Here is a 21,925-nt window from a genome sequence, read left to right on the forward strand (position 1 = left end):
GCGCGGCTTTCGGTCAAGAATATGCTTATAAACAAGGAGATAGAGCATTTTGGACGACCCCGTTTAAACTCAAAATACTCTAGAGACAGAAAAGCCGGTGAGGGTAATGGCCCCACCGGCTTTTTACGTTCGTAACACGGGGAATTATTCCGCCGCGTGTTTCAGCTCGACCAGCTCACCCATTTCTTCATGGACATCCGCTTCATCTGACTGGTCATCATCATCGCGTTTCTTCTTTCTGGACGAGAAGGCGCGCGCCACGTTGCCGGGCATGGCCAGCATGGATGGAATGACAATCAGCGTCAGCAGGGTCGAGAAAGCCAGGCCGGAGATGATGGCGGTTGACAGCTGCACCCACCAGATGGCCGTGACGCCACCAACCGCAACGATCTGGTCGAAGAAGTTGAAGTTCACCTGTGTGGCCATCGGCACCAAACCGGCAATCGTCGTGATCGTTGTCAGCAGGATCGGACGAATACGCTGAGCCGAGGTTTTCAGAATAGCCTCAAGCGGCTCCATACCATCATGACGGAAGCGGTTATAGGTATCGATCAGAACAATGGCATTGTTCACCACGATCCCCGCCAGAGCCACAACGCCGGTGCCGGTCATGATGATTGAGAACTTCTGTCCCGTCACCATCATGCCAATGAGAACGCCAACCACCGACATGACCACGGTCGAGAGGGTGAGGAAGGTCTGGTAGAAGCTGTTGAACTGTGTCACCAGAATAATGAACATCAGGAACAGCGAGCCAAGCATGGCCTTCATCAGGAAGGCCCCGGATTCCTTTTGTTCCTCATCCGCACCGCGGAACTTGAAGAACACGTTCTCCGGCCATGTCTGGGTCTTCAGCCATGCATCCAGTTCGTTCACCTTGTCATCTGGCGTCAGGCCCAGTTCCTCGATCACGTCGGCCTTCACATCCATGGCGTAGAGGCCGTCCCGACGGATGATCTGTGAAACCTTCTGCTGTGGCTTCCGCTCGACGAAATTCCGGATTGGCACCTGTCCGTTCGGCGTGCGCAGTTTGAGCTGCTCGAACCGGTCCAGCGTCCGCTGTTCCTCCGGCAGGCGGACACGGATGTCAACCTCATCCTCGGAATCATCCGGACGGGATGTGCCAATCAGAATGCCGTTGGTCACGAGCTGCACCATAGCGCCCACAGAGGCAATGCCTGCATTGAAACGACCGGCTTCTTCACGATCAATGGCCAGTTCCCATTCAATACCGGGCAGGGGACGGGAATCCTCCACATCGCGCAAGCCGTCCATGGTGTTCACATGGGCGCGGATGCGACCGGTAACCTGAGCCACGAGATCATAATTGGTAGAGGTGACCTGAAGGCGCAAATCCTTGCCGGTTGGTGGACCACCCTCGATCTTGCGGACTTCCACCTTGATACCGGCAAGTTTGGCAGTGCGCTCGCGGATATCGGCAAAGACCTCAACCGCACGACGACGGCAGCAATAGCTGGCCAGCTCTACATTCAGCTCACCGATCACATCAGCAGGCTTGTCCTGCACGCCACCAAGTTCCGGGCCGCTGCCACCGCCGCCAACCGGATGCGATGTGGTGACCACATTCTTGACGCCGGGAACCTGCAGAACCTGCTGTTCCACTTCAGCAACAAGGTGGTCGGCCTCAAGAGCCGACAGGTTGCCGCGACCGGAGACCAGAACAATGGCCTGGTCCGGTTCCTCGTCGACGAAGAATTCAACGCCCGCATTGTTGGAACCGAACAGGTAGAAGACCATAAAGCTCGCGCCAAGAACGGCGGCCAGAACCACCACATTGCCCACAAGCGTGCCTGCAGCACGGTTAAGGAAGCGCACATAGACGCCGGTCAGACCCTTTACTGCTTTCGGATCGAAATGGCCTTTTGCTGACAGGATGCGTGCATTCTCGTCAATATGCTGTGGCTTGTCTGCATTGCGTGCCTTCCGCCAGTCATAGAGCTTGAGCGCAAACAGAATGCTGACCAGCGCCAGAGCCAGAGGCAGAACATAGAGCAATACCATTGGCAGAATGGACTGGGCTGCGACCGGCAGGGCAGGCCCTGCCTGGGCGGACAGGGCTCCAAGATTGGTCGAGGTGATGTTGTAGGCCATGAAGCCAACCAGAAGCGCGATTGTTCCGGGGAACAGCTTGCGTCCGTGGCGACCGCACCAGGCAACCAGCCGTGCCGTGGCAATGCCGGAGGCTGGCAGGAAGACCATGGCTGTGACCAGCGAGGCTGACAGCACGATGATCACCATGATTGGCAGATAGCTCATAAACTCGCCTGGAACACCCGGCCACAACAGCATGGGCAGGAACGCGGCCAGCGTTGTGGCTGTGGAGGAGACGATCGGCCAGAACATCAGCTTTGAGGCACGGATATAGGCGTCCTCCGGATCAAGGCCTTCAGCCAGTTTCCGGTCGGCATATTCCGTCACAACAATTGCACCGTCCACCAGCATGCCAACGGTCAGCACAAGGCCGAACATCACCATCATGTTGACCGTGAACCCGGCCAGTCCAAGGATGAGGAAGCCAACCATGAACGAGGCAGGAATTGCCAGTCCGACCAGCAGTGCCGAGCGGAGACCAAGAGCCGCGACGACCAGGATCATGACCAGGAAAATGGCAGTCAGGATGGACGACTGCAGGGACCCAAGCACTTCATAGATGAAGGTGGACTTGTCCAGCAGGTAGTTCACCTGAATGGCGCTTGGCCAGTCGGCTGAGGCCTGCTCAACAACCGCCCGAACAGCTGTGTTGTTCTCGATGATATTGGTGCCAATCCGCTTGACCACCAGAAGCGCAATCGCCGGTTTGCCGTTTACACGGGTAAACTGGCTGGCATCCTTGAAGGTGTAGCGGATATCGGCAATGTCGCCGAGGGTTACGACACCTTCGCCATTCTGCTTGATGGGAAGCTGGTAAACGTCCTGTACCGTTTCAACCAGACCCGGCACCTTGACGTTGAAGCGTCCTTTGCCCGTATCCAGAAAACCGGCAGGAACAAGCTGGTTGTTGTTGGTCAGTGCCGTCAGCAGTTCCTGCTGGGTGACATCATAGGATTCGAGTTTCATCATATCGATGATAACTTCGAACATTTCTTCACGATGGCCACTGAGATCGGCAGACCGGACAGAAGAAATGGCTTCCAGCTCGTCCTTCAGGCGGCGGGCATGCCGATAGAGCGTCCGCTCTGGCACGTCGCCGGAAAGCGTGATGATAATCGTTGGCTGCAGCGCGAAATTGGTTTCCGTAATGGTCGGCTCTTCTGCCTCTTCCGGCAGTTCGGCCTTGCCCTGGTCAACCTTGTCGCGGATATCGGCCAGCGCCTTGTCCTTGTCGAAGTCAGCATCGAATTCCAGCACGAAACCGGCGTGACTTTCCGATGCGATGGCCGTCAGTTCCTTCAGGCCGTCAAGGCTGCGCAGGGTGGTTTCCATCGGTCGAACCAGCAGGCGGTCCGCGTCTTCCGGCGAAATGCCCTGCTGAACAACCGAGACATAGAACACCGGAACGTCGATATCCGGGTCAGCCTCTTTTGGGATGGCGATATAGGTGGCAATCCCGGCAACAATCATCACCACCATCAGTGTGAGGATGGTTCGTGGCCGGTGCAGAATGGTTTCGAGAGCGGAAATCATGACTGCGCCCCGTTCTGTTCGGTGACATCCTGTTCGGCAACCGCTTCAACAGCCTGACCGTCAACAACATAGTCCTGTCCGACGGTGATCAGGGTCAGCGTGTCCGGAAGACCGGCAATCCACACACCGTCACCCGTGTCACCCAGTATCTTCACCGGGTAGAATTTCACCATGCCGTCTTTCACCGTACGAATGCCGACCCGTCCGTTATCAGACAGTGTCAGCAGGGCAGGGGAAATCAGATGACCCTTGACGTCCGGCAGCTGGACAAAAGCAACGGCAGTGACCCCATCCTTGATCGACAGGTCCGCATTATCGATGTGGATTTCAACCCGGAAGGTACGTGTCTGTGCATCTGCCGCGCTGGCAATATGCCGAATGGTTCCGATGGTGCTCTGACCGGTGATCAACTCAGCCTTGGCCTTATCCCCGATTTTGAGCTGGGCCACATCGCGCTCCGAGACCTGGCCGATCAGCATCATCGGATTGGCGTCCATAAGGCTGATGCACGGATTGCCCGCTTCAAGGAGTTCGCCGACATCGGCAATCGGGTCAAGAACAACGCCATTTGCCGGAGCGTAGACTTCGGTCCGTTTCAGCTCCAGTTCTGCTGCAGCCAGATTGGCCCGGGCGGCATCAAGATTGGCGCGTTCTGCAGAAACGCGGGTTTTGGAGGCAAAACCCTTGTCGCTCAGGGTGCTCTGGGCCTCATAATCCAGCTCAGCGCGGGCAAGAGCGGCTTTGGCACGCGCAACTTCAGCATTACGGGTCCTTGGGTCAAGACGGCAGACCAGGTCACCTTTTTTGACGTGATCACCACGGCTGACAAAGCGCTCCATCAGCAGGCCTGTTGTCTCCGCCCGAACCGTCATCCGGATATCCGCCTCGGTCCGGCCGCGAATTTCCAGAACCGGCTTGCGGATTCCGGCTTCGATCTGCTTGACCCGAACCTTGAACAGGTCGGTCTTTCCATCCTGTCGCTCTGCCGGTGGTGGCGTCGCATTCGCCCCGTCACCCTGACCGCCGATCACCACGTCTCCGGCAGCCATCCACGCGCCCAGACCGGCGGTAATCGCCAGAGCAATGATATATGATCCTTTGATACGGAAGCCCATATCCGTCCCTCTGTTCTTTCAATGGCCGTTATTCGGCCGCGTCCCTTGCTGCTGCGGCCTGTTCGGCAATTGCCTCAAGCCGCGCTCTATTCTTGGTCAGATAGTCTTTTGATGAGCTGATGCAGTGCAGCCCGTATTCGCAGACCCAGCGTGTGCCGGGGTGTTCACAGTCTTCCAGCACCGAAGTGATGTGCTCCAGCTCGGCATCAAGCTGCCCGAGCCGTGTTTCGATGGCCGCGGCAATCCGCGGTGCATCAACCAGCTCTGCACACATGCCGATCATCAGAAATTCGGATCGGAACACGTCCTGAGATGGAGGCTGGTTGAGTTCTTCAATAAAAGTCTGTCGTCCTGCCTCGGTAATCGAGAAGATCTTGCGCGCCGGTTTGCCAATCTGGGTTTCTTCCCGGGAGGTGACCAGCCCGTCCTGTTCCAGACGCCCCAGCGCCGGATAAATGGACCCGAAGCTCGCATCAACGAAATGGCTGAACCGACCTTCTGTCGACAGCTTGCGAATTTCGTATCCCGTCGCTTCTTGGAAATAGAGGATCGACAGGCACAGCGTGCGAACATTCATACCCATGTGATAACCCGGCAGTTTCTGATTGTCATATATCCGGTCATTATATGACGAACCGATATATGGTGTCTATCTATATTCTCGTTTGATATATTTCAAGCCGTCATATAGTACCGCGCGCCATTTTATTCAGACACGCCTCGTCTGGATCAAGCTATGACCCTAGACCCTGACTCCAACTTTTCCCTCTGGATTGATTTTGCCTTCAAGCTGCGTTGCGGTTTCTCTTAAGTGAGGCCACACTGAGGGGGAAATCGCCCGAGACCAAGACCATGCTGAATACGCCGCTTCTTAATCCGCTGCTTACCGCCTACCACCGACGCACGCCAATTCGGGCCTGGTCGCTGATTGTTTCCTTCTATGGAGATGCCGTGCTGCATCGGGGAGGATCGCTGTGGCTCGGCAGCCTGTTGTCCGTGATGGAGGCCTGCGGCGTTGAGGCCGGTGTAGTTCGGACGGCCATGTCACGACTGGCTGCAGACGGGCTTCTCGTCAGAAATCGTGTCGGGCGAAACAGCTACTACCGCCTGTCCGACACTGGTGAAACGCTGTTTTCGGAGGCATATGGGCGGATTTATCATGCCCGCTATCCCGGAGAAGATGCACCTTGGCTGCTTGTCATTCTTCCTGATGAAGCGGAGAGGCGGGCTGAACTTCGAAAGATGCTGGAGCGGACGGGAGCCGGGCAGATTAACGGCTCGGTGATGGTGATTTGCGCGCCGTCTGACGAGCTGATCAAGGCTTTGCCTGATGATGTCACTCAATGTGAAACGACACATATCCGCCATGCACAGGGCCTGACGGACAAGGCATGGGACCTCACACCGCTGGCAGAATCCTACCGGCAGTTCAGCACTCTCTATCGGCCGGTTCTGTCAGCGCTTGAAGAGGGATATGACATTGGAGACGAAGAGGCGCTGATCCTCCGGTTGCTGCTGATCCACGATTTCAGACGTGTTGTGCTGCGCGACCCGCTTCTCCCGGAACACATGCTCCCGGAGCGCTGGCCGGGGTATGAGGCACATGCACTGGTTGCCGCGATCTATCGCAGGGTGGTCACGCTGGCAGAGGCATGGCTTGATGAGCATGCCAGGTGCGAGGAGGGTGCTCTTCCCCCGGAAGCCGGGCGTCTGGGCAGCCGGTTCTCCAGTCTTAGACAGGGGATCTAGAGAAAGTATATCGCTATATGTTACGGAAAAATTTGTAATTAACAAATTTCGTGACATATTATGTAAGAGGAGAGCAAAGCCGGGAGAACTCCATGTATACGCAAGGGTTGAATCAGCCTGAAACTGCGGCAGCTGCTGAGGATGAAGACCGGCTTCGGCATTTTCAGGCGCGCATTGATCGGGAAGAGAAAATCGAGCCGAATGACTGGATGCCGGAGGCATATCGCAAGACTCTGGTCAGGCAGATCTCTCAGCATGCGCATTCCGAAGTTGTGGGCATGCTGCCGGAGGGCAACTGGATCACCCGTGCACCGACCCTGCGTCGCAAGGCGGCCCTATTGGCCAAGGTGCAGGATGAAGGCGGTCATGGCCTTTATCTCTACTCGGCCGCCGAAACACTCGGGGTTTCACGCGAAGAGCTGGTTGACCAGCTTCTTTATGGCACGGCCAAATATTCCTCCATCTTCAATTATCCGACCTTGAGCTGGGCGGATATAGGCATGATTGGCTGGCTGGTGGATGGCGCGGCTATCATGAACCAGATCCCGCTCTGTCGCTGTTCTTACGGCCCTTATGCGAGGGCGATGATCCGGGTCTGCAAGGAAGAAAGTTTCCACCAACGGCAGGGGTATGAGCTTCTGCTGACCATGATGAAGGGGACAGAAGCCCAGCGGCAGATGGTGCAGGAGTCCCTTGACCGCTGGTGGTGGCCGGCCCTGATGATGTTCGGTCCGTCCGACAGCGACTCCCGGCACAGTGCCCAGTCTATGGCCTGGAAGATCAAGCGGTTCACAAATGATGATCTGCGCCAGAAATTTGTCGATGCCACCGTGCCGCAAGCGCAGGTTCTGGGTGTTGAGGTGCCGGACCCTGATCTGAAGTTCAACGCCACATCCGGCCATTGGGATTATGGCGCGATCGATTGGGACGAATTCAATCGCGTCGTCAGGGGAGGTGGTGTCTGCAATCGTCAGCGGATGGCGGATCGTCGCAAGGCGCATGAGGATGGTGCATGGGTTCGCGATGCTGCCCTGGCATTTGCCGAAAAGCAGGCTGCGCGCCGCAAGGCTGCATCCGTTGCAGCAGAATAGGGAGAGGTGGGCATGAGTGATCAAACCGGTTCTGCGGGGGCATCTGCCAAAACCCCGCCCAAAACCCCGCTCTGGGAAGTGTTCATCCGCTCCCGCAATGGTATGGCCCATCGCCATGCAGGAAGCGTTCATGCAGCAGACGCGGAAATGGCGCTTCAGGCAGCCCGTGATGTCTACACCCGGCGGGGTGAGGGACTGTCTATCTGGGTTGTTCCATCTAGTGCGATCAGCGCCAGTGATCCAGACGACCGGGATATGCTGTTCGAGCCCGCAACAACCAAGATCTATCGCCATCCCACATTCTATGACCTCCCCGAGGAAGTGGAGAATATGTGATGAGAGACCCTGTGGTTGAATACAGTCTGCGTCTGGCAGACAATTGCGTCATTCTCGGCCAGCGTCTCAGCGAATGGTGTGGTCATGGGCCAACTCTGGAAGAAGATATTGCGCTATCCAATATCGCGCTTGATCTGATTGGTCAGGCTCGCATGCTCTATGCTTATGCAGCTGAGCGGGAGGGTGAAGACCGTGATGAGGATCAACTCGCCTTTCTGCGTGACTGCCGGGAGTTCCGAAATATCCTGCTGGTGGAGCAGCCCAATGGCGACTTTGGCAGGACCATCATGCGCCAATTGTTGTTTTCCGCTTTCATGCATCCATTCTGGCAGGCGATGACGGGTTCACGGGATGAGACCCTGGCAGCTATTGCCGCCAAGGCCGAAAAGGAGATGGCCTATCATCTGCGTCACAGTGCCGAATGGGTGATCCGTCTCGGGGACGGGACGGATGAGAGTCACAGGCGATGCCGGAACGCGCTGGAAGAGTTGTGGGATTATACCGGTGAGCTGTTCGAGACTGATGCCATTGAGAACGCCTTGATAGGAAACGGCGTTGCGGTTGACCCTGCCAGTTTAAGGGAACAATGGCAGAAGACTGTTGAGAATGTCCTGGCGCAGGCAACCCTCACATGTCCGGCTGACGGCTATATGCAGACGGGTGGCAGGCAGGGGCTCCACTCGGAGCATCTCGGCCACATCCTGTCTGAAATGCAGTTCCTGCAACGGGCCTATCCCGGCGGCACATGGTGAGGCGCTCATGCATCAGAGAGCATTTCCAGACACCGATTGTGACAGACGTGCCTATGAGGCAGCCGCCACGGTCTGTGATCCCGAAATCCCCGTCCTGACCATTGCTGATCTGGGGGTTCTGAGGGATGTGTCCGTTGATGAGGATGGCAAGGTGCTGGCCGTTATCACACCGACCTATTCCGGCTGTCCGGCCATGTCGATGATTGCTGTTGAGGTGGAGGCCGCTCTGCTGAAGGCCGGTTTCCCGGATGTATGTGTGAAAACAGTTCTCTCGCCCGCCTGGACAACGGACTGGATGACTGAGACCGGCAAACGGAAACTGCGGGATTATGGCATTGCACCACCGGTCGGGAAGGCCGGGCGCGGGGTTCTGTTTGGCATTGACGATGTGCCATGCCCCCGTTGTGGCAGTTCTGATACCGAACGGGTATCGGAGTTTGGTTCAACGGCCTGCAAGGCGTTTTACCGCTGCCAGTCATGTGCGGAACCGTTCGACTATTTCAAATGCATCTGATGTCAATCAGGTACTGACGAGGACCAGGCCATGAGCCCGCAATTTCATACATTGACCATCAAGGATGTCCGGCGGGAGACATCCGATGCCGTGTCTATTTCCTTTGATGTGCCTGACGATCTGAAAGGCGCCTATCGTTTTCTTCCCGGGCAATATCTGACCCTTCGTTCAGAGATAGACGGAGAGGATATCCGGCGCTCCTATTCAATCTGTTCAGCTGGTGCGGAAGATATCCGGGTGGCGATCAAGGCAGTCGAGAGCGGGCGGTTCTCATCCTTCGCCAACAATGGACTTGAGCCTGGAATGGACCTGCAGGTCATGACGCCGATGGGGCGGTTCACTCTGCCGGAACGAGAGCGCGAGAACGAACAGGATGATGCTCCGGTTTATGCGGGTTTTGCCGCCGGGTCCGGCATTACACCGATCCTGTCGATGATCAAGACCGCGCTGGCCAGTCATGCAGAAAGCCGATTTTTCCTCTTCTATGGCAACCGCACGGCTCAGAGCATTCTGTTCAAGAGCCAGCTTGATGATCTGAAGGACAGGTTCATGGGTCGCCTGTCGGTCTATCATGTGCTGTCAGGCGAGGATCAGGATCTGCCTATTCTGTCCGGCCGACTGGACAGGGAGAAGATTGCTGCGTTCCTCACTTCGGTTCTCCCGGCCTCCCGGATTGATCATGCTTTTCTCTGCGGCCCCGGCACTATGACAGAGACGGCTGCGAAGGTTCTGGCAGAGGCCGGGTTGCCTGAGGGGCGCATTCATACGGAGCTGTTTACCCCGGCAGAGGGCGCAGAGCCCCAAAGAGCCGGGTCAGTATCAAAGAATAATGCTTCAAAGAGTAATGCACCGCATGAGGTTACTCGCGTTGACATGATCATGGATGGAGCGCGGCAGACCATTTCCCTCAAGCCGGGAGAGACCATTATTGATGGTGCAATCCGCGAAGGTGTTGAAGCGCCGTTTTCCTGTAAGGGCGGCATGTGTTGCACCTGTCGTGCCAGGCTGGTCGAAGGGGAGGCCGATATGGCTGTCAACTACTCGCTTGAGCCCTGGGAAGTCGAAGCAGGCTATATCCTGACCTGCCAGACCCGCCCCATCTCCGGTCATATTCTGGTGGATTATGACGATGTCTGACGTGTGATCGGAACCTGCTGATCCACCCTGGCATTTCCATGATGGATTGATGCCTTTTCTTGGGCAGATTTCGGGCACATACTCTCGGCGGAGGGCTGATTCCGAGAGGCAGACATGACAGGTCATACAGTTTGGGAAAACATCTTTATTCCGTTGGCAGATGGACGCAGGCTGGCTGCGCGGGTCTGGATGCCGGATGGGGCTGAGAATAACCCGGTTCCGGCAGTTTTTGAGTATATTCCCTACCGCAAGAGAGATGGCACAGCGCCCCGTGACGAGAGTACCTATCCGGTGTTTGCGGAGGCTGGTTTTGCCGGTGTACGGGTCGATCTCTCAGGCAATGGTGAATCGGACGGGGATTGGGATGACGAGTATTCCCCCAGAGAACTGTCGGACGGGGTTGAGGTCATCCATTGGATTGCCGCCCAGAACTGGTGTTCCGGCTCCGTTGGAATGATGGGGATTTCCTGGGGCGGGTTCAATGGTCTCCAGATTGCAGCACTTCAACCTGAGCCGCTCAAGGCCGTCATCTCCATCGGGTCTACGGTTGATCGGTTCAATGATGACATCCATTACAAGGGTGGTGCGCATCTCTCGTCGAATTTCGGCTGGTCCAGTGTCATGCTGTCCTATGCCTCACGCGCGCCGGACCCGGAGCTGGTGGGTGATCAATGGCGGGATATGTGGCTCAACCGCCTGAAGAGCCAGCCGTTTCCGCTTGATATCTGGCTCAGGCATCAGGCCAAGGATGCCTATTGGAAACATGGTTCAATTTCCGAGGATTACAGCAGGGTTCGGGTCCCGTGTCTGGTGATCAGCGGGTGGGGAGATGGCTATATCAACGCGCCGCCTGCCTGTGCTGAGCATCTTCCGACCCACAGCAAGGCCATCAACGGCCCGTGGATTCACAAATATCCCCACTTTGCCTATCCCCATCCCCGCATTGATTTTCACAAGGAGGCAATCCGCTGGTGGGGGCAATGGCTGCGCGGTGAGGAGAATGCCTGTGAAGATATCCCGGCCTACAGGGCCTATATCTCGGAAGATGTCGCTCCCGGTGGCTGGCGAGAGCGGGAACCGGGCCGATGGGTCGCAGAACCTGACTGGCCGCCCAAAGACCGCGCGATCAAGACGCTCTACCTGGGCAAGCATGGCCACCTGACCGAAGAAGAAGGCCCGGACGGAGAACTGCAGGTCAGGTCACCACTTGAATGCGGCATGGCCTGCGGTGAATTCTTCAGCCTGAAACCGGATGCAGACCTGCCCGGCGACCAGACCATGGACGATGCCGGTTCGCTGACCTTTGACACGGCTGTTCTGGAAGAAGGCGTTGAAATTCTCGGCAGGCCTGTGGTCAGACTCCGCCTATCGATAGATGGTCGGCGTGGCAATATTGCTGTCAGGCTTAATGATGTGCGGCCAGACGGTCAGGTCAATCGGGTCAGCCTCGGCATTCTCAACCTTGCCCACCGTCAGGGCAATGAGGCGCCTGAGCTGATGACACCGGGGGAGCTGGTCGATATTGCCATCCCGCTTGATGAATGCGGCTACCGTTTTCTGCCTGGTCACAGGATGAGGATTGCCATCTCCACCCAGTACTGGCCGTTCATATTGCCACAAAGCGAAGATCCGACGGCTACCATTGTGGTGGGCTCAGTCAGCGCACTCGATCTGCCGACACGTTCGGGCGGAGATGATTACACCATGCCAGAGCCCGACAATCCCGATCCGCTGCCGCAATACAAGAGCCATGTTTGTGCGGATGATCAACGCTGGGTCGAGCATGACCTGCAGACCGGTGTAACCCGCTATCGAGTCATGTCTGATACGGGTGAAAGCGAAATGCCGGAGCATGGTCTCTGCACGCGGCATGTGCGGGATGAGACGTGGATTATCAATCCGAATGACCCACTCTCTGCCCGGGCCACCTCCACCTATACGTCAGCCTTCCGGCGTGGGCACTGGTCTGTGAAAACCATTGCCTATTCTACAATGCGCTGTGATGGCGAGCGGTACTACCTGTCTGCCAATGTTTCCGCTTTTGAAGGCGATGAGCTGATCCATGAACGGACCTGGGAAACCGAGATCGAAAGAGACTGGCTATAGGGAAACCACATCCAGGGCCTGGGCCCTAAAACCGGCTTCAGGCTTTGGCCTCTTGACTGGAGCACCGTACCTCGCGTTCGACTGCCTCTACGGCCAGACGGATATCATCTGATGTGGTGCGGTGGTTGACGAGTGCGGCGCGCAGGCAGTTTTCGCCGTTGATCCGGGTGGTGGAAAAGACCACCTCACCGGACAGCTGAAGTCTGGCGGCGATGGCGCTGGCATCGCCTTTTATGGGCCGGATACAGCAGACATTCGAAACAACAGGGCAGGCGAGTTCCAGAACGTCTGAGGCCGTGGCGAGTTCACCCATCAGCCTTGCCTGTCTGCAATTGTCTGTCACATAGGCCCCGAGTGCGTCTGTGCCATAGCCCTGCAGGGTTGCCCAGACCTTCAGTGCCTTGAATCCTCTCGACAGTTCCAGCCCGTAGTCACAGAACCAGAGATCCCCGCCACCCAGGCCACTGTTCTGAGATTCCAGATAGGAGGGGCGGGAAAGGAAGGTGTCCCGGTGAAGTTGGCTGTCTGAAATCAGGCAGGCCCCGCAATCATAGGGAACCGACATCCATTTGTGAAAATCGCAGGCAATCGACTGTACACGGCCTATCCCGGCACAGAGGTCAGACCATGGAGCCTCTGCCAGCAGTGCCCAGAAGCCGAAGGCGCCATCCACATGCAGCCAGATATCTTCTGCCTCACAGAGGTCGGCCAGGTCTGCAATCGGGTCGAAATTGCCCGTATTGACGGAGCCGGCCGTGGCAATGACGGCGAGCGGTGCTATCCCCGCTGCACGGTCCGCAGCAATCCGGGCCTGAAGCGCGTCGAGGTCCATTTGCCCTTTGCCAGTCAGGGGAATGGTGCGGAGTGCGTCAGATCCATAACCCAGAACTTCCAGCGCTTTCTCAAAGCAGGAATGTGCTCCGGCTGCTGCATAAAGGCTGATGTCAGGGAAGGCTTTTACGCCCTTGGTGCGGATGTCCGGCCCGAAAAGTCTGTATCGAGCTGCTGACAAGGCCAGAATGGTGGCATGTGATGTGCCGGAGGTCAGAATGCCAAAGGCTGTTTCCGGCAATCCGGCCAGACCGCAAAGCCAGTTGATGACAGACCGTTCCACTTCTGTTGCGCCATGGTCCCGGCCACCGCAATTGCTGTTCATGGTGGCCGCCACAAGTTCTGCAGCCACACCCAGCGGTGAGCCACCACCCTGGACCCAGCCGAAAAACCGGGGATGAGTGTTGCCTGTGGCATAGGGCATAATGTCCTGGCTGATCCGGTCAAACAGTCTGTCCGGGCTCTCCGGCTCGATCATGGGAGGCAGGGAAACCTGATCACCCATATTGTCCGGTTTGGGGTGCCAGGGCAGGTCCCGGGCTGAGGACAGACGGTCAAGGCATGTCTCAAGGAGATCATGCATGCTCTTGCGATAGTCGTCCCAGTTGGCTGGGTCGAGCCGGTTGCCTTCTTTGGTCATGACAGGAGCCTGATTGCGAGTCTTGCGTCGGGGCGACAAGACGGCGTTCGACGGGGGAAGTCAATGCCGTATGCACAGCTTTCTATTTTCAAAACCGGGGATTAGGCCCAGCAGAAAGAAGTGGTCTTCAGATGTTGCGGGCACCGTCAGCAATCAGCCGCATGACCATCTCGGCATAATCCTCGCGGCTGAGGTCACCACCGTCCTGAAACCACAGATAATGCCAGTTGAGCATGCCAAAGAGCGACATGGTCACAGGCTTCAGCTTGGGACTGTCTTTCAGGGAAGGGTGAACAGCACTGATGCTCTCCGCAAACAGTTTGACCAGCTTGCGCTCCATGGCCCTCAGCTCCGATTGTTGATGGTCCGGCAGGCTGGAGAGATGGTTGATCTGGACCTTGTGTTGGGCATCCGCATCCCGATAGGCCTCAAGCAAAGCTGAAATCAGTGCTTTCAACCGGTCTTCCGGAGTGGCCGCCCCTGCTTCACTCTTTTCCGTTTCACTGGCGGCTGTTGTCACCCGGATCAGATGTTCCAGATGAGAGCGGACAATGTCATAGAGCAGCGCATCCTTGGCGCTGTAATAATGATAGAGCAGGGCCTTTGACACGCCACAGGCCTCCGCAATCCTGCTCATCGATGCCCGGTCAAAACCATGTATGGCGAATAGTCTGGCCGACTGATCAAGAATGGCCTGGCGTTTGTCATCATAATCATCAGCGCGGGCTCGGGCCACGTGGTCAGTCCTTTGATCTCAGATCAACAATGCGTCTGGCTTTGCCGAGGGAACGTTCAACACTTCCCGGTTCATCAACCACAATCCGCGCTCCGATGCCGATATTGTTTCTGATATGCTGTCCCAGTTCATGACCGAGATGGGAACGGGCATCGGCATCGCTATGGTCCATACGTGATTCCACATAAACCGTCATCACGTCGAGACGATCCTCACGGCTGAGCTCTATCTGGTAGTGAGGGGCAAGTCCGTCACAGCGGAGGAGTTGTTCCTCAATCTGGCTTGGAAAGACATTGACGCCCCGAATGATCATCATATCGTCCGAACGACCCGTGACTTTTTCCATCCGCCGCATGGAGCGGGCTGTGCCAGGAAGAAGGCGGGTGAGATCCCGTGTCCGATACCGGATAATCGGCAGACCTTCCTTGGTCAGGGTGGTGAAGACAAGTTCTCCTTCCTCACCGTCTGCAACGGGCTGACCGGACACGGGGTCGATAATCTCCGGGTAGAAATGATCCTCCCAGATATGCAACCCGTCCTTGGTCTCCACACATTCATTGGCAACACCGGGGCCCATGATTTCCGACAGGCCGTAAATGTCGACTGCGTGCATGTCGAAGGCCTGTTCGATTTCCTGCCGCATGGAATTGGTCCACGGTTCCGCGCCGAAAATACCGGCTTTCAGAGAAGTTTCGCGCGGGTCCAGCCCTTCCTTTCGGAACTCATCCAGAATGGAGAGCATGTAGGACGGGGTGACCATGATGATATCCGGTTTGAAATCCCGGATCAGCATCACCTGGCGCTCTGTCATGCCACCGGAAATCGGCACGATTGTGCAGCCCAGTCGTTCCGCGCCGTAATGGGCTCCAAGTCCGCCGGTAAACAGGCCATAGCCATAGGCGATGTGAACGATCATGCCGGGTCGACCACCGGAAGCGCGGATGGATCGTGCCACCAGATCAGCCCAGTTGGAAATGTCCTGCTCTGTATATCCCACAACCGTCGGCTTGCCGGTTGTTCCGGATGACGCGTGCACACGAAGGATTTTCTCTCTGGGAACGGCGAACATGCCGAACGGATAATTGTCTCTGAGATCAGCCTTGGTGGTGAATGGGAAGCGTCGGAGATCCTCAAGGCTTTTCAGATCATCGGGATGAACACCGGCCTCATCAAAGGAAGAGCGATAGAAGGGCACATTCTCATAGGCATGGCGCAGGGACCACGCCATACGCTCGAGCTGCAGCGCTGAAATGGCGTCACGGGATGCTGTCTCGATCGGGTCGAGATCACCTGGTTTCGGGCTGAGATCCAGCATTCAACAGTCCTCCTCTGTGGCCTCTGATGCGACGTCCTCCGGCGGCAGCAGTGTGCCTTTCACTGTGCGGCAATGGCCGCGAAACTCGGCAATGGTCATGTCCTTCTCCGTCCGGACTACAATGTCGTAGATGCCGGACCGTCCTTGTCTCTGGCGTTCTGTTGCCTCTGCCACAAGCCGGTCTCCCAGATAGGCCGGGGTCAGAAAAGTAACGCTGCAATGCTGGGCCACCGTCCGCTGATTGTAACTGTTGCAGGCAAAGGCAAAGGCTGAATCGGCCAGCGTGAAGATGACACCACCATGGCAGGTGCCGTGACCATTGACCATAACGTCTGTCACCAGCATGGAAACGCAGGCCTTGCCGGGTGAGACCGCATCCAGCTGCATGCCCATGGACTGGCTGGCCTGATCCGTTTGCCAGAGCGCGGCCGCACAGGCTTTTGCCAGCTCGTCTGCTGTCTGGGCCATCTAGCGTCTCCCTGTGAACTTGGGTGGACGTTTGGCCATGAAAGCCCGGACACCTTCCGCATAGTCCGGAGAGCGTCCCGCTTCGCCCTGCAGGCGGCATTCAAGTTCGAGCTGGTCGTCCAGCGAATTGGTTTCCGCAGCGTCGAGAGCCTGTTTGATGAAACTGTATCCCAGTGTCGGGCCTTCTGCGAGACGGGCCACCATTGTCAGGGCTGTGTCCATCAGCACGTCATCATCCACGGCTTTCCAGATCATGCCCCAGTCCTCGGCCTGTTCCGCTGAAACTGGCTCAGCCAGAAGCGCCAGGGCCCGCGCACGCGGCATGCCCACAAGACGCGGCAGAAGCCAGGTGCCACCTGAATCCGGCACAAGGCCGATCTTTGAGAAGGCTTGAATGAACTTGGCTGAGCGGCCCGCGAGAACAATATCGCACCCGAGTGCCAGATTGGCACCGGCACCAGCTGCAACGCCATTCACCGCGCAGACTATGGGGAAGGGCAGAGAGCGAAGTTTTCGCACCAGTGGATTATAACGGGTTTCAATGCTCTCGGAGAGGTCCGGCGGGCCATCTGATGCATCCGGCGAGACGCGATCTCCGAGGTCCTGCCCGGCACAGAACCCGCGACCGGCTCCTGTCAGGACAATTGCCCGGCATGCATCATCATTTTCTGCTGTCACAAGCGCAGCCATCAGCTCGGCATGCATTGCATCATTGAAGGAATTCAGTTTGTCCGGTCGGTTGAGCGTCAGGAGATGGAACCCATCCCGTCTGTCCACAAGCACCGTCTGTTCTGCCATGACAATCCTCCCGCCGGGCTCCTTGATTTGCTGACCGCCCGGTCAGTGAATTGTTCACGGAAGAAGAATGCCTGTCAACGCCAGAGCCGTTAGACGCGAAAGCACCAGACGTTTAACTTGAATTTGCAGTGGTGCTTTAAGAGTTTGTCTCTGCGCGAGCTTTTGTCTGAAAAGTCTATCAACTTTTCAGAAGCACGCTGTAAAGCTGCGGAAAAGATACCAGAGAGAAGGAGAGATTAGGGTCAAGGCTCATTGCTCACGTCCATTCTGCGATAGTCATTTTTTCGTCCAGCGCGGCGGAGGTCCGCAGGAAACCTTCCGGTTTTCAAGGATCTCCAACAAAGCCGGGCGCTAAAATGGCCCCGCCCTTCGGGTTCATCAGGGAAGCTCTGCCTGACCACAAACAACAGCTTGAATAGGGTCCAACTGTCCGGCGCTCTTGTTCCTGCCCATTCTGTACTTCCCTGATGAACAGAATGGGCATGAGCAATGAGTCTTGACCCTAGTCTTTGTCTTTCAATGCTGACCAGGCGCCGTAGGATGACACGCAGAAGGGCACCAGATAGGTGAGGACCAGTTTCAGCAGGTCAGGGTCACCCGTCACGAAGATACGGTCACCCTGGTTGATGAGGTTGAGCAGGGTACCAACAATCACGGCCACCTTGATGGACCGGTTTAAAATGGGCGGACGGAAGACGCGGGACAGAGTCGTATCCGGCATTCAGGCTCTCATTTGGTACGAAGCGATAGATCCCTCACACCATATTCGCCCACCAAAGGCAAGTATTTCAGGCCACTTGCGTTACGATTTCACCGCTTTTGCCAATTTTCTAACCGCTGCATCCGATGCAATGACGCCGTCATTGGAAAAAGCCTCGTGATTCGCTTCGATATCCTTGCGGTCATAGAGGTAGTTCACCATCAGCCCGGCAGACTGGTCGAGACCGCGATCTGAAACATCCCCAAGCCAGTTCAGCCGCTCAAGGCGTGCGCCGTTCCCCAGATGAAACCGTGCCACAGGATCTGGCACCCGGCCACGATGATCCCTGGCGGCGAGGAAATAATGCGCTGCCAGTGGCATTAACAGGTCTTTGAGTGCCTGTTCCGTGCCCGGATCGTTCATCCAGTGACGGGAATTGAGAAGCTGTAGCAGGTCATCATCTGAGTCTCCGTTATCACCGCTCTTTTCAGACGACTGTCGGGACAGCCATTGTCTGAAACCGGGAATGGGAGACAGGGTCACGAAATTCTTGAGGTTTGGCAGTTCACGGCTCAGCTCTTCCACCACCTGCTTGATCAGGAAGTTGCCAAACGACACACCCTTGAGGCCTTCCTGACAGTTGGAGATTGAATAGAATACCGCAGTGCCGGCCTTCTCGGGCTCGATGACGTCGCGGTCATCAGCCAGAATGCCTGCAATCCTGTCAGGGATATCCCGCGTCAGGGCCACTTCGACGAAAATCAGCGGGTCATCCACAAGGGCAGGGTGGAAAAAAGCGTAAAGCCTCCGGTCCGGCAGATCGATCCGGCGGCGGAGATCATCCCAGTCCTGAATGGCATGAACTGCCTCATAAGTGATGATTTTCTCAAGGATCGCCGCTGGCGTCTGCCAGTCGATACGCCGCAGAACCAGAAAACCCCGGTTGAACCAGGCGGTGAACAGCCGGGCAAAGTCATCATCCACTGTTTTCAGGTCCGCATGAGATTTCAGCCGTTGAAGCAGGTCTGCGCGCATCTGCACCAGATGCCGGGTCCCGTCAGGAGCCATATTGAGGCGGCGGAGCAGTTCTGCCCGGCGGGGTTCACTGGCATCCCGCAGCCGGGCCTGGTTCCTCGCGCTCTGGTCTGCAAGGTAGGTTTCTGCCGCTTCTGTCAGCTTGTCCCGGTCAACATCGAAATCGGTCAGAAGTGCCCGGAAAAAACCGGTACAGGCAGCACTGTCGAGCGTGCTGTAATGACAGAGCAGGTCATCTGCACGGGCCACATTGCCCGCTTCCCCGGTCTTTGACAGCAATTCGTCGGCAAGGCTGTGCATGTCTTTGGCCGACAGCCGTCGCTCCCGATCCAGACCCACCATGCGGCGGCCCCGTTCAGCAATGGTAGACAACATATCGATGGTGAAGAGGCTGTTCATGTCTCGCGGTCCTGTGTCTGGTCTATCCCTTGCCGGTTCCGGCTGGAGGTTCTGTCAGACTTATGCACATCTATGTGGCGTTTTAACCGTCAAAACCAAACTCTTGACCCTAGACCTGTGACGAGGGGTTGACGTGGATCGAATCCGGCTATAGATACCCGTCATCCAAAGCGCCACAGCGCACCTCTTTACGAGGTTTGTTCTACTGGGGAATAGTTTAATGGTAGAACAGCGGACTCTGACTCCGTCGGTCCTGGTTCGAGTCCAGGTTCCCCAGCCAAAAGACAAACTAGTCTTTACAATGCTTTGTTAAAGTCCCATATATAGTATGAAAGTAAGTTAGCTTTTATCGATGAAACCTTTGCTATCAACCGGTTTCTGAGAGTTGAGTGAAAGGCGAAGATGATGATTCTTGCGACAAAAGAAGGTTGGGGCGGTCTGGTCTGACAAGGCCATTGACAATACTCTGTCATATTGTGTTCTATCAAAGGCTTTCAACGGTACGTTGTGAGCCTTTTGTGTTTTGGGGGACGCTGTGGCTGAGGTTTGGGCCATTTACATTTCCGCCGGTATCGCGGCAGCGGTTGGACTTGTTGCCGCAGCAATAGCCATCTGGGGAATTCGCACGCAAAGAGAGATTGCCCTCAAGCGTACGACCCTCGATATGATCAGCCAATCAGAACGTGACAAGGATATCATTGAGGCTCAGGCGCGTTTCAATGATCTTGCAAAGCAACCCGCGGGCCTCGCTCCCTATGCGGAAAAGGACAAACTGGCCACTGATGATGTTGAGAAGATACGCGTTGTCCTGAACCAATATGAGATTTATGCCATTGGCATCAAACGCGGAATTATTGATGAGGAACTCTATTTCCTCTGGTTCAAGAGCGGGCTACTGACCCATTGGCGGCATGCTGAGCCGTTTATTACACGTCTTCGTGCCCTTACGGAGTCAGATGTCCTGTTCCGTGAATTTGAGTGGTTGGTTGAGAGAGCGCGTAATCATGGATGATCAAAGCGATTCATAATCATTCCCTTTCCGATTTAACCCGCTACAATTCCCCCAATTTGGCTCTTTCAAAGCCTCTGCGCAGATGCCATAGTCTGGCACTGGAAGCTGGTGTGTGGAGAGGTGAATTGACCGTGCGCACCGGAAGAAATCTCAAAGAATATAAACAGGCTGACTGGTGTAACCGGTTGGCACAAAAGTGAGACCTGGAATGCGATTTGAAGCTCCTCAAACGGTGGAGGCGGCGGTTGGCCTGCTTTCATCGGAAGGTGGCGTGACGCGGGTTCTGTCCGGCGGCACGGATGTTCTGGTGCAGTTGCGCAGCGGTATGGTTGAGCCGGATCTGATTGTCGATATCAAGAAGATCCCCGGCATGCGCGATATTGTCGAAGATGACGAGGGTTTCCGCATCGGCGCGGCTGTGGCCTGCGTCGAACTGGGGGAGCATGATGCTCTCAGCAAGGCCTGGCCGGGCGTTGTGGAAGGGGCCGAGCTCATCGGTTCAACCCAGGTGCAGGGCCGGGCCACCATGGTGGGCAATCTCTGCAATGCTTCTCCCGCTGCTGACAGCGTGCCGGGTCTCGTAGCCGCCGGTGCCACGGTTGAAATCGTCGGTCCCGATGGGCGTCGCCAGATAAAGGTTGAAGATGTGCCGGCAGCACCCGGTCGTACCAGCCTTGCAAAAGGTGAGATGATTGAAGCCATCCGTCTGCCAAAGCGGGCACCACGCTCGGGCGATGCCTATCTGCGGTTCATTCCGCGGACGGAAATGGATATCGCCGTTGTTGGCTGTGCCGTTCGTCTGGCGCTGGATGAAACCGGCACCTGCACGGAAGCCTCTGTCGCACTTGGCGCGGTGGCTATCACCGTTCTCAACGTCAAGGATGCGGCTGACGCGCTGATTGGCACGAAGGTTGATGACGAAGCGCTGGCCAGAATGGCCGCAGCCGCATCGGCTGCCTGCAAACCCATTGACGACAAGCGCGGCACCAGAGAGTTCCGCATTAAGATCGCCGGTGTTCTTGCCGAACGGGCCGCGCGCATCGCACTCGAACGCGCACGGGGATAATCATGTCTGGCATTCACGTAACAACCACCATCAACGGTGATGAAGCTGAATTCATCTGCCAGCCGGATGAAACCCTGCTGGATGTTCTGCGGGATCGCATGGGCATGACGGGCAGCAAGGAAGGCTGCGGCTCAGGCGATTGCGGGGCCTGCAGTGTCATGGTCAATGACCGTCTGGTCTGTTCCTGCCTGGTGCTGGGAGCCGAAGCGGAAGGGGCAAGGGTCGACACGATTGAAGGCATGGCGGATGGTGAAACCCTGCACCCGCTACAGAGGAAGTTCCTTGAGCATGCCGCCCTGCAGTGTGGCGTTTGCACACCGGGTTTTCTGGTGGCGGCGAAGGCTCTGCTTGAGAAAAATCCCGATCCGTCTGAGATAGAAGTCCGGTACTGGCTGGCAGGCAATCTCTGCCGTTGCACCGGTTATGACAAGATCATCCGCGCAGTCATGGATGCTGCTGCAGAAATGAGAGGAGCCTGAC

Annotated in this window: 20 protein-coding genes and 1 tRNA gene; 11 read left to right on the forward strand and 10 right to left on the reverse strand. The window is 56.6% G+C overall.

Features of this window, described 5'->3' with window-relative positions:
- Positions 1-144: 144 nt before the first annotated feature.
- From RA157_RS14005 to RA157_RS14015, 3 genes are read right to left on the reverse strand one after another with little or no spacing between them, the layout of a single operon-like run.
- The gene (locus RA157_RS14005) at positions 145-3,645 is read right to left on the reverse strand and encodes an efflux RND transporter permease subunit (RefSeq protein WP_350333750.1); all 3,501 of its coding nucleotides are present in this window, start codon (positions 3,643-3,645) and stop codon (positions 145-147) included.
- A complete protein-coding gene (locus RA157_RS14010; protein WP_350333751.1) occupies positions 3,642-4,760 on the reverse strand; it encodes an efflux RND transporter periplasmic adaptor subunit in 1,119 nt (372 codons plus the stop codon). The genes RA157_RS14005 and RA157_RS14010 overlap by 4 nt, the downstream gene beginning before the upstream one ends.
- 28 nt (positions 4,761-4,788) lie before the next feature.
- Positions 4,789-5,343: a PadR family transcriptional regulator gene (locus RA157_RS14015; protein ID WP_350333752.1), complete on the reverse strand. Its 555-nt coding sequence runs from the start codon at positions 5,341-5,343 to the stop codon at positions 4,789-4,791.
- Positions 5,344-5,612: 269 nt separating this feature from the next.
- Between RA157_RS14015 and RA157_RS14020 the strand changes: the two genes are divergently transcribed.
- From RA157_RS14020 to RA157_RS14050, 7 genes are all read left to right on the forward strand, one after another.
- The gene (locus RA157_RS14020) at positions 5,613-6,509 is read left to right on the forward strand and encodes a PaaX family transcriptional regulator (protein ID WP_350333753.1); all 897 of its coding nucleotides are present in this window, start codon (positions 5,613-5,615) and stop codon (positions 6,507-6,509) included.
- Positions 6,510-6,601: 92 nt separating this feature from the next.
- Complete coding sequence (paaA, locus tag RA157_RS14025; RefSeq protein WP_350333754.1) at positions 6,602-7,600, forward strand: 1,2-phenylacetyl-CoA epoxidase subunit PaaA; 999 nt, start codon at positions 6,602-6,604, stop codon at positions 7,598-7,600.
- A 12-nt stretch (positions 7,601-7,612) separates the two neighbouring features.
- On the forward strand, positions 7,613-7,936 hold the full coding sequence (gene paaB / locus RA157_RS14030) for a 1,2-phenylacetyl-CoA epoxidase subunit PaaB (RefSeq protein ID WP_350333755.1): 324 nt from the start codon (positions 7,613-7,615) through the stop codon (positions 7,934-7,936).
- Complete coding sequence (gene paaC / locus RA157_RS14035; RefSeq protein WP_350333756.1) at positions 7,936-8,688, forward strand: 1,2-phenylacetyl-CoA epoxidase subunit PaaC; 753 nt, start codon at positions 7,936-7,938, stop codon at positions 8,686-8,688. Before paaB ends, paaC begins: the two co-directional genes overlap by 1 nt.
- Before the next feature lie 7 nt (positions 8,689-8,695).
- Positions 8,696-9,202 carry a 1,2-phenylacetyl-CoA epoxidase subunit PaaD gene (paaD, locus tag RA157_RS14040; RefSeq protein ID WP_350333757.1) on the forward strand — a complete coding sequence of 169 codons (507 nt, stop codon included), beginning with the start codon at positions 8,696-8,698 and terminating at the stop codon, positions 9,200-9,202.
- A 30-nt stretch (positions 9,203-9,232) separates the two neighbouring features.
- Positions 9,233-10,339, forward strand: a complete 1,107-nt coding sequence (gene paaE, locus RA157_RS14045) for a 1,2-phenylacetyl-CoA epoxidase subunit PaaE (RefSeq protein ID WP_350333758.1) — start codon at positions 9,233-9,235, stop codon at positions 10,337-10,339.
- 114 nt (positions 10,340-10,453) lie between these two features.
- The gene (locus RA157_RS14050) at positions 10,454-12,445 is read left to right on the forward strand and encodes a CocE/NonD family hydrolase (RefSeq protein WP_350333759.1); all 1,992 of its coding nucleotides are present in this window, start codon (positions 10,454-10,456) and stop codon (positions 12,443-12,445) included.
- 37 nt (positions 12,446-12,482) lie between these two features.
- Here RA157_RS14050 and RA157_RS14055 read toward each other — a convergent pair whose 3' ends face one another.
- The 7 genes from RA157_RS14055 to RA157_RS14085 all read right to left on the reverse strand — a co-directional run bounded on the left by RA157_RS14055 (position 12,483) and on the right by RA157_RS14085 (position 19,367).
- Positions 12,483-13,916 (reverse strand): pyridoxal phosphate-dependent decarboxylase family protein, encoded by a 1,434-nt coding sequence (locus tag RA157_RS14055; protein WP_350333760.1) that lies wholly within the window; start codon positions 13,914-13,916, stop codon positions 12,483-12,485.
- A gap of 127 nt (positions 13,917-14,043) precedes the next feature.
- Complete coding sequence (locus RA157_RS14060; protein ID WP_350333761.1) at positions 14,044-14,652, reverse strand: TetR/AcrR family transcriptional regulator; 609 nt, start codon at positions 14,650-14,652, stop codon at positions 14,044-14,046.
- Positions 14,653-14,656: 4 nt separating this feature from the next.
- Positions 14,657-15,967: a phenylacetate--CoA ligase PaaK gene (gene paaK, locus RA157_RS14065; RefSeq protein WP_350333762.1), complete on the reverse strand. Its 1,311-nt coding sequence runs from the start codon at positions 15,965-15,967 to the stop codon at positions 14,657-14,659.
- Positions 15,968-16,435, reverse strand: coding sequence for a hydroxyphenylacetyl-CoA thioesterase PaaI (paaI, locus tag RA157_RS14070; RefSeq protein WP_350333763.1), 468 nt, complete (start codon positions 16,433-16,435; stop codon positions 15,968-15,970).
- On the reverse strand, positions 16,436-17,233 hold the full coding sequence (gene paaG, locus RA157_RS14075; RefSeq protein ID WP_350333764.1) for a 2-(1,2-epoxy-1,2-dihydrophenyl)acetyl-CoA isomerase PaaG: 798 nt from the start codon (positions 17,231-17,233) through the stop codon (positions 16,436-16,438). It abuts the gene before it with no gap.
- 502 nt (positions 17,234-17,735) lie between these two features.
- Complete coding sequence (gene nrtS / locus RA157_RS14080; protein ID WP_350333765.1) at positions 17,736-17,954, reverse strand: nitrate/nitrite transporter NrtS; 219 nt, start codon at positions 17,952-17,954, stop codon at positions 17,736-17,738.
- An 81-nt stretch (positions 17,955-18,035) separates the two neighbouring features.
- Positions 18,036-19,367 carry a malonyl-CoA decarboxylase gene (locus RA157_RS14085; protein ID WP_350333766.1) on the reverse strand — a complete coding sequence of 444 codons (1,332 nt, stop codon included), beginning with the start codon at positions 19,365-19,367 and terminating at the stop codon, positions 18,036-18,038.
- A gap of 206 nt (positions 19,368-19,573) precedes the next feature.
- Here RA157_RS14085 and RA157_RS14090 point away from each other — a divergent pair.
- From RA157_RS14090 to RA157_RS14105, 4 genes are all read left to right on the forward strand, one after another.
- A tRNA-Gln gene (locus RA157_RS14090) sits at positions 19,574-19,647 on the forward strand.
- Between the two features lie 255 nt (positions 19,648-19,902).
- Positions 19,903-20,379 carry a DUF4760 domain-containing protein gene (locus tag RA157_RS14095; protein WP_350333767.1) on the forward strand — a complete coding sequence of 159 codons (477 nt, stop codon included), beginning with the start codon at positions 19,903-19,905 and terminating at the stop codon, positions 20,377-20,379.
- Between the two features lie 208 nt (positions 20,380-20,587).
- Positions 20,588-21,445 carry an FAD binding domain-containing protein gene (locus RA157_RS14100; protein ID WP_350333768.1) on the forward strand — a complete coding sequence of 286 codons (858 nt, stop codon included), beginning with the start codon at positions 20,588-20,590 and terminating at the stop codon, positions 21,443-21,445.
- A gap of 2 nt (positions 21,446-21,447) precedes the next feature.
- Positions 21,448-21,924 (forward strand): (2Fe-2S)-binding protein, encoded by a 477-nt coding sequence (locus RA157_RS14105; protein ID WP_350333769.1) that lies wholly within the window; start codon positions 21,448-21,450, stop codon positions 21,922-21,924.
- Position 21,925: the final 1 nt, after the last annotated feature.

It is taken from the genome of Coralliovum pocilloporae (assembly GCF_030845175.1).
Taxonomy (GTDB): Bacteria; Pseudomonadota; Alphaproteobacteria; order Rhizobiales; family Cohaesibacteraceae; genus Coralliovum; species Coralliovum pocilloporae.